This is a genomic window from Marinomonas arctica, assembly GCF_003259225.1.
In the GTDB taxonomy this organism is placed as follows: Bacteria; Pseudomonadota; Gammaproteobacteria; order Pseudomonadales; family Marinomonadaceae; genus Marinomonas; species Marinomonas arctica.
The window spans coordinates 1-507 of sequence record NZ_QHJF01000075.1 but is presented as its reverse complement, the minus strand read 5'-3'; the positions used below and the strand labels follow the sequence as shown (position 1 = coordinate 507).

The 507-nt window shown below is 41.8% G+C and carries 1 protein-coding gene; it reads left to right on the top strand.

Annotated elements, in window-relative coordinates; genetic code table 11:
* Positions 1 to 139: 139 nt before the first annotated feature.
* Positions 140 to 481, top strand: a complete 342-nt coding sequence (locus DK187_RS20890) for an antitoxin Xre/MbcA/ParS toxin-binding domain-containing protein (RefSeq protein WP_111609219.1) — start codon at positions 140 to 142, stop codon at positions 479 to 481.
* Positions 482 to 507: the final 26 nt, after the last annotated feature.

Below are 507 nucleotides of genomic sequence, written 5' to 3'. Positions count from 1 at the left end.
GAGGCTGGACGTTATTGTGAAAGCTCTGTGAATGACCATATGCAGCAGATAAGTGATGATCTATAGGTTCATTTGTCCTGATAGCTGGTATGGACCAGCTGGTCGTCATTGTACTTATCAGTCATGTTAGGGAAGAGATATGAGCACTAAACGAAAAAATTATGCCGAAAAATGCATTGATATTCATGATATTGAGAGCAGTCTTGATCTTGTTATGAATGAATCAAAAGGCAGCCCAGTTGCTGTAATGAAGGACGGTAATCCCGTATTTTACTGTGTTCCCGCTGACACCTATGCCGCTATTTTAGAAGCAGTTGAAGCATCTGAAATGAGAGAGTTGAATGAAAGGGTTTATCAATTGGGTCTAGAGCTGCTTGGTGACGAAGACAGATGGACATTATGGATGAAAAAACCTTCCTTAGCCTTAAATGGTCAATCGCCTGCGTATTTCGGAGCATTCCGAACAGCCATTTCGGTATGACCCGAACACCTATTTCGGTTTAATCC

Excerpts from the sequence above, each read along its gene's own strand:
- DK187_RS20890 (WP_111609219.1), top strand. The coding sequence starts at position 140 with ATGAGCACTAAACGAAAAAATTATGCCGAAAAATGCATTGATATTCAT.